Source organism: Novosphingobium sp. AAP1 (assembly GCF_001295765.1).
GTDB lineage: Bacteria > Pseudomonadota > Alphaproteobacteria > Sphingomonadales > Sphingomonadaceae > Novosphingobium > Novosphingobium capsulatum.
Window position 1 is genome coordinate 75,110 of the sequence record NZ_LJHO01000012.1, and the last position, 6,455, is coordinate 81,564.

Genomic DNA, 6,455 nt, shown 5'->3' on the forward strand with positions numbered 1-6,455 from the left:
CGATGATCGCGATGAATTTCGGGTTCGGCGCGCTGGAGACCGAATTCTGGCGGATGATCTTCCTGATGACGCGGTGCGGCGCGGCGCTGTTTGCCGTCCCGCTGTTCGGCAGCCAGCAAGTGCCGATGCAGGTGCGCGTGGTGCTGGCCGGCGGCCTGGCGGTAATGCTGTGCAACTGGACCACGATCCCGGCACCCGCCGCGCTGTTTTCGCTGCCCGGCCTGCTGGCCACGGCGGGCGAGGTGGTGATCGGGCTGGCGCTGGGCTTCGTGCTGCAATTCGCCTTTGCCGCGCCGATGATCGCGGCCGAAATGATCGGGGCGAGCATGGGCATGAGCATTGCCACCGCCGCCGATCCGGTGTCGGGCGCGCATTCACCGGCGCTGGGGCAGTATTTCTCGGTGTTGCTCACGGTGATCTTCCTGGGCCTGGGCGCGCACCTGCAATGGTTTTCGCTGCTGGTGGAAAGCTATCGCGCGTTTCCGCCCGGTGGCGGTTGGTTCACGCCCGATCGCATGGGGCTGATCGTGGGGTTCGGCACGCAGATGTTCGTGTCTGCCCTGGCCATCGCGCTGCCGGTAGTGCTGCTGCTCTTGCTGGTGCAGTTGACCTTTGGCGTGCTGGCGCGATCGGCGCCCAGCCTCAATATCTTTGCCCTGGGCCTGCCGATGGGCGTGCTCGGCGGCATTGCCGCGCTGATCGCCTCGGCCCCGCTGCTCGATGATGCGCTGACCGATCTGGTCGCCCTGGGCCTGGGCCAGGCCCAGGCGCTGCTGGTGAAATAGGGGGGGCACTGGCCATGGCAGAGAGCGAAGGCAGCGGCGAAAAGACATTCGCCCCTACCGAAAAGCGCAAACGCGATGCCGCACAAAATGGCGACGTGCTGCGCTCGCGCGAGTTGGGTACGGCGGCCGGAATCTTTGCCGGGATCGCCTGGCTATGGCTGGCCGGGCCCTGGCTGCTGGGCCAGTTGGGCCAGGTGACGCGCAGTGGCTTTTCCTGGGATCGCGACAGCCTGGATCATTTCGATCCGGGCCAGCGCCTGGTCCGCGCGCTGATCGATGTGCTGCCGCCGGTGTTGGTGCTCGGCGTGGGGCTGATCGCGGTGGCGCTGGTGTCGCAGCTGGCGTTTTCGTCTGGCCGGTGGAACGCGGGCAACCTCGCGCCCAAGGGGTCGCGCCTCGATCCAGCCAAGGGGCTGGCGCGCATGTTCGGCATCCAGGGGCTGATCGAGCTGGGCAAGGGCCTGGCCAAGGTGACGCTGCTGGGCACCATGGCCTATGTCTGGATGCGCGGGCGGGTGGTGGCGCTGGTTGGCCTGGGCGGCGGGCAGATCACCCAGGGCGCGCTGGCCGGGCAGCTGGGCTATGCCTGGGATGCCATGCTCTCGCTGCTGGTCCTGCTGGCATCGGGGCTGGTGGTGATCGCGCTGATCGATTTTCCGGTGCAGTTCGTGCGCCGCTTCAGGCGCCTGCGCATGAGCCTTCAGGACATCCGCGACGAAACCAAGGAAAGCGAAGGCTCGCCCGAAAAGAAAGCGGCGATCCGCGGCCGCCAGCGCCAGATCGCCATGGCCGGCGTCAACAAGGCCATGCGCGAGGCGCAGTTCGTGATTACCAACCCCACCCACTTTGCCGTGGCGCTGGCCTATGATCCCGCTCTGGCGCCCGCGCCGATCGTGCTGGCCAAGGGGCGCGGGGAAAAGGCGCTGGCCATGCGCGAACTGGCGGCCGAACTGGCCCTGCCCACGCTGGAATACCCCGCGCTGGCCCGCTCGGTCTATTACACCACGCGCGAGCGGCAGGTGATCCGCGAGGAACTCTATGGCCCGATCGCCGCGATCCTGGCTTTCGTCATGTCGTTGAAGCGCGGCGATACCCCGCCCGCGCCGATGGTCAGCGTGCCCATCGCGCTGCGCTTCGACGCCGATGGCCGGCCCGAAGCGCTGGTCTGACGGCACGCGTGCCGCGCGGGTGAAATGCCCTTAATCTCCTCAACCGCCGGACGTTCTTGAAGGTATGACCACGACCTCATCGACATCGTCGACCTCGGCGTCGACCAGCACCTCGACCACTTCGTCGTCTTCGGCGACGGCCAAGCTGCTGGCGTCGCTGGGCGCCAGCACGATCGACAGCTCGGGCCTGGCCGACCAGCTTTCCGCCGCGCAATACGCCGCGCGGATCGATGCGGTTAACGCCAAGCAGAGCAAGGTCGCCACGCAGATTTCCGATGCCTCGACACTCAAGTCGATGATCAGCTCGCTTGCCAGTTCGCTGGGCGACCGGGTGCGCACCGGCGATCTGGCGGTCACGCCCACGATCACCAACAGCACCGTGGCCACTGTCAGCAAGGGCACGCTCACCGGCAGCGGCACCTCCACGCTGGAAGTCACGCAGCTGGCCAAGGGACAGACGCTGGTCAGCCCGGCCATGGCCTCGACCGCCAGCGCGGTGGGATCGGGCACGTTCACGCTGCGCTTTGGCACCGTGGCAGGCGGCGCATTCACCGCTGATTCCAGCCGGTCGCAGGTCGATATCACGCTGACCAGCAGCGATACGCTGTCCACCCTGGCGCAAAAGATCAACGCCACAGGCGCGGGGGTTTCTGCCTATGTCGCCACCGGGGCGAGCGGCGCGCAGCTGGTGATCAAGGGCGCCGATGGCGCGGCCAACGGCTTTCAGATCGAAACCACGCCGGCCGCCGGCGATACCACGCTGGCTGGCCTGGCGTGGACGCCGGCGGGCGATGCCACCCGGCTCAAGTCCACCGCCACCGATGCGGCCTATACGCTCGATGGCGTGGCGCGCACCGCCACGTCGAACACCATCACCGATGCGGCGCCGGGCCTTACGCTCAAGCTGACCGGCACCAACACCGGCGCGCCGACCACCATCACCTTTTCCGATCCGTCGAGCGCGATCCAGACGGCGATGACCGATCTGGTCGATGCGCTGAACCAGGTGGTCAGCACGCTGACATCGGATACCGATCCCACCAACGGCTCGCTCAACAACAATCCCGGCGCGCGATCGCTGCGCCAGACGCTGACCACGCTGGCCAGCAAGGTGGTGATGCCCAATGCCGCCAGCGGCCAGCCCAGCACGCTCAGCGACCTGGGCCTCAAGATCAACCGCGATGGCACGTTCAGCCTCGATACCACGGTGCTCGGCAATTCGCTGAGCAAGAACCCCGATGGCGTTGCGGCCATGTTCACCAATGGCCTCTACGGCGTCTATGCCACGTTCGATTCGATCTCGCGCTCGGTGGCGTCGACCACCGATCCCGGCTCGCTGGGCGGGGTGATCACCTCGCTGGGCACCAAGCAGGCGACGCTGACCACGCAATTGACCGATCTGCAGAACCAGCAGGCCACGCTGCGCAGCCAATTGCTGACGCGCTATGCCGCCCTGGCCACCAAGGTTTCGGATTCGCAATCGACGCTGACGTTCCTGACCAACCAGATCACGGCGTGGAACAACAAGAGCGGCTGATGCCGATCGCGATCGTGACCGAGCACAACCGCAGCGTGAATTACCAGAGGGGCAACGGGTTCTGACATGCGCTATAACCGCGATCCGGGGGAAGCCTATCGCCGCGTCGATTTCGAGGCGCGGGTGCACGGCGCCAACCCGCGCCAATTGGTCGACCTGTGTCTGGAACAGGTGGCCGGCTCGCTCGGCCGGGCGATCTATGCCGAAAAGACCGGCGACAATGCGGCCAAGAGCGCGGCGCTTACCCGCGCGGTTTCGGCGCTGACCGCGCTGCAGATGGGCGTGGACAGCCAGACGCCGACCGGCCCGGCGCTGATCCAGCTCTACCAGTCTGCCCGGCGCACCGTGCTCGACAGCGCGCTGCGCTTCGACGGGGCCAAGATGGACACCATCCGCCAGGATTTCCTTGAAATCCGCCAGGCCATGATGGGCCACTGATCACGCGTTTTCCGCACAGCCACAAGGCCCGGTGACACCATAGCGTCACCGGGCCTTGCCGTTTCTGGTCCCTGGCTCAGCTCTGGTTGCACAGGCCGATCACCGCCGCGCCCAGATCATCGAGCGCGATCTGGCGGCCGGCTGCGCCGATCTCGATCGCGGCGCTTGGCGCTTCGCTGACCAGGGCGCTCTTGGGATCTTGTACGATCGTGTCCATGCCGCTGTCGTGCAGCAGTTTCAAACCCTTGGCACCATCGTTGCCCATGCCGGTGAGCAGCGCGCCCACGGCCGGAATGCCGGCGCGGGCGATCGAGCCATAAAGCAGGTTGGCCGAAGGGCGCGAGCCCTCCACCGGCTCGCGCTCCATCAGGCGGATCTTGGGCGGCTGGCCCGGCTCGATCACCACGTGGCGATCGGGATCGGCGGCGATGTGGATCGTGCCCTGGGCGAGGGCAGCGCCATCGCGGGCGATCTTCACGCTGCAACCCAGGTCGGTATCCAGCCGCTTGATGAAGGTTTCGGCCAGCATCGGTTCGGCCTGGAGGCAGATCACCGTGGGCGGGCATTCATCGGGCCATTCGGCCAGGATGGTGGTCAAGGCGTCGATCCCGCCCATCGAGGCGCTGAACGCCACGAAGCGCCCGTTCCAGGTGAACTTGGCCGCTTCGGCGGCGGCTGCCTCGCGCTTGGCCTGCTGCTTTGACCGGTCACGCACGTTGGAATTGGCCGCGGCCAGCACGATCTTGCCCAGCTTGCCCACGGTCTTGGCAAACTGTTCGGGCGTGGCCTTGAGCGGCTTGGGAAAGCATTCCACCGCGCCCAGCTCGAACGCCTTGAGCGAGGTTTCCGTGCCGGCCTGGGTAAGGCTCGAGAGCATCACCACCGGCAGCGGGTTGCTGCCCATGATCTCTTCCAGGAACTCGATCCCGCTCATCCCCGGCATTTCCACGTCGAGCGTGATCACGTTGGGTTTGAGATCCGCAATGCGTTCGCGCGCGTCTGCCGCATTGGCGGCAGCGCCGACGACGACAACATTCTTGGTCTGGTCGAGGATGTCCGAAAACAGCGCGCGCATCGCCGCCGAATCGTCCACCACAAGAACGCGAGCTTCGTGCATGGATCATGAAACCTTCGTCTGGGCGCCACTGTCACGGCGCCATCTGCAAGCCCATCCATAGCCAGCGAGCCCGGTGCAAATTCCATCCGCGCCCCTAGGTATCTCACCCTAAGAGCGCGGAAAGCGCGCCTTTCCCCATTCCCGCTAAGCCTGTGTCGACCACCCGCCACCGTGTTGCCCACGGCCCGCGCCAAACCCTTGGCAACGGCCGATTCGCCCCACGCAGCGGCCGCCAGAAAGCTGACTTCACGTCATTGCGCTATCGAGGGGAAACCGACGCGATGCCCACGATCACTCTGCCACCCCGCTGCGACCGGGCGGCTGCCGAGGTGCTGCTGCCCGAACTGGTGGCCGCGCTGGGCACTGGCCCGCTGCAGATCGATGGCACGGCCTGCACCCATGTGGGCCAGGCGATGTTCCAGGTTCTGGTGAGCGCGCGGCGCAGCGGCGATGGTGCGGTGATCGAACCCTCGCCCGCCCTGCGCGAAGCCGCCCGCCAGATCGGGCTGGAAACCGAACTCTTTGACGGAGCGCACGCATGAACGCGGAAGAAATCCAGGCGATCTTCTTTGCCGAGTGCGAGGAATCGCTGGCCGCGGCCGAACAGGGCCTGGCCGCGTGCAAGGAAGGCACGCAGGACGCCGATACCGTCAATGCCGTGTTCCGCGGGGTCCACTCGATCAAGGGTGGCGCCGGTGCCTTTGGCTTCATCGCGTTGCAGGCCTATACCCACACGTTCGAGACGCTGCTGTCAGACGTGCGCGATGGCACCGTGGCGATCACCGAGCCGCTGATCGATCTGCTACTGCGCGCGCTTGATACGCTGAGCGACCATGTCATGGCCGCGCGCGGCCAGGGCGACACGCCCGACGACGCCGCGCTCCAGGCCGAACTGACCGCCGCGATGGCCGCCAATGCCGGCGCTGCGCCGGCAGCGGCGCATGAACCGGCGCCTGCGCCACAAGCGGCACCGGCACCGGCCAGCAGCAGCAGCGACGACGCCGCGTTCGATGACATGGGCCTCGATTTCGATTCGATGCTCGACAGCATTGCCGGCGCCATGGCGGCCAGCGACAAGGCGGAAAACGCCACCGAGGGCGAGGACGCCCCGGCCGGTTGGATCGTCAAGATCCGCCCCCATGCCGGCGCCATGCGCAACGGCAGCGAGCCGATGCTGATGCTGCGCGAGGTGCTGGAGCTGGGCGGCGCCTGCGTCGATTGCGAGGTTGGCGCAGTGCCGCACCTCGACGTGCTCGATCCCGGCATGGGCTATCTGGGCTGGACGTTCCGCATGCCCGGCAGCGTTGACGAAGCGAGCGTGCGGGACATTTTCGATTTCGTGGGCGACGATTGCGAAATCGCCATCGGCAGCGAAGCCGTGATGCCGGCGGTGCGCCTGCCGGCAGCCC

7 protein-coding genes are annotated in these 6,455 nt (G+C 66.8%); 6 read left to right on the top strand and 1 reads right to left on the bottom strand.

Going from position 1 to position 6,455, the window contains the following annotated elements:
- Positions 1–2: 2 nt before the first annotated feature.
- The 4 genes from fliR to fliS all read left to right on the top strand — a co-directional run bounded on the left by fliR (position 3) and on the right by fliS (position 3,929).
- Complete coding sequence (gene fliR / locus IP65_RS17300; protein WP_022678599.1) at positions 3–785, top strand: flagellar biosynthetic protein FliR; 783 nt, start codon at positions 3–5, stop codon at positions 783–785.
- Positions 786–799: 14 nt separating this feature from the next.
- On the top strand, positions 800–1,954 hold the full coding sequence (locus tag IP65_RS17305; protein ID WP_054132431.1) for a flagellar biosynthesis protein FlhB: 1,155 nt from the start codon (positions 800–802) through the stop codon (positions 1,952–1,954).
- Positions 1,955–2,018: 64 nt separating this feature from the next.
- Positions 2,019–3,491: a flagellar filament capping protein FliD gene (fliD, locus tag IP65_RS17310; RefSeq protein WP_054132432.1), complete on the top strand. Its 1,473-nt coding sequence runs from the start codon at positions 2,019–2,021 to the stop codon at positions 3,489–3,491.
- Positions 3,492–3,557: 66 nt separating this feature from the next.
- Positions 3,558–3,929 (top strand): flagellar export chaperone FliS, encoded by a 372-nt coding sequence (fliS, locus tag IP65_RS17315; protein ID WP_022678596.1) that lies wholly within the window; start codon positions 3,558–3,560, stop codon positions 3,927–3,929.
- Between the two features lie 76 nt (positions 3,930–4,005).
- Here the strand turns inward: fliS and IP65_RS17320 are convergent, their stop codons facing one another.
- A complete protein-coding gene (locus IP65_RS17320) occupies positions 4,006–5,046 on the bottom strand; it encodes a chemotaxis protein CheB (RefSeq protein WP_022678595.1) in 1,041 nt (346 codons plus the stop codon).
- Positions 5,047–5,327: 281 nt separating this feature from the next.
- Here IP65_RS17320 and IP65_RS17325 point away from each other — a divergent pair, with 281 nt between their 5' ends.
- Both IP65_RS17325 and IP65_RS17330 read left to right on the top strand, forming a co-directional pair.
- Positions 5,328–5,588 carry an STAS domain-containing protein gene (locus IP65_RS17325; protein WP_022678594.1) on the top strand — a complete coding sequence of 87 codons (261 nt, stop codon included), beginning with the start codon at positions 5,328–5,330 and terminating at the stop codon, positions 5,586–5,588.
- Positions 5,585–6,455 (top strand): Hpt domain-containing protein (locus tag IP65_RS17330; RefSeq protein ID WP_197279273.1); only part of this gene is annotated, 871 nt, incomplete at its 3' end. The genes IP65_RS17325 and IP65_RS17330, both read left to right, overlap by 4 nt.

Excerpts from the sequence above, each read along its gene's own strand:
- fliR (WP_022678599.1), top strand. The coding sequence starts at position 3 with ATGATCGCGATGAATTTCGGGTTCGGCGCGCTGGAGACCGAATTCTGG.
- fliS (WP_022678596.1), top strand. The coding sequence starts at position 3,558 with ATGCGCTATAACCGCGATCCGGGGGAAGCCTATCGCCGCGTCGATTTC.
- IP65_RS17325 (WP_022678594.1), top strand. The coding sequence starts at position 5,328 with ATGCCCACGATCACTCTGCCACCCCGCTGCGACCGGGCGGCTGCCGAG.
- IP65_RS17305 (WP_054132431.1), top strand. The coding sequence starts at position 800 with ATGGCAGAGAGCGAAGGCAGCGGCGAAAAGACATTCGCCCCTACCGAA.
- fliD (WP_054132432.1), top strand. The coding sequence starts at position 2,019 with ATGACCACGACCTCATCGACATCGTCGACCTCGGCGTCGACCAGCACC.
- IP65_RS17320 (WP_022678595.1), bottom strand. The coding sequence starts at position 5,046 with ATGCACGAAGCTCGCGTTCTTGTGGTGGACGATTCGGCGGCGATGCGC.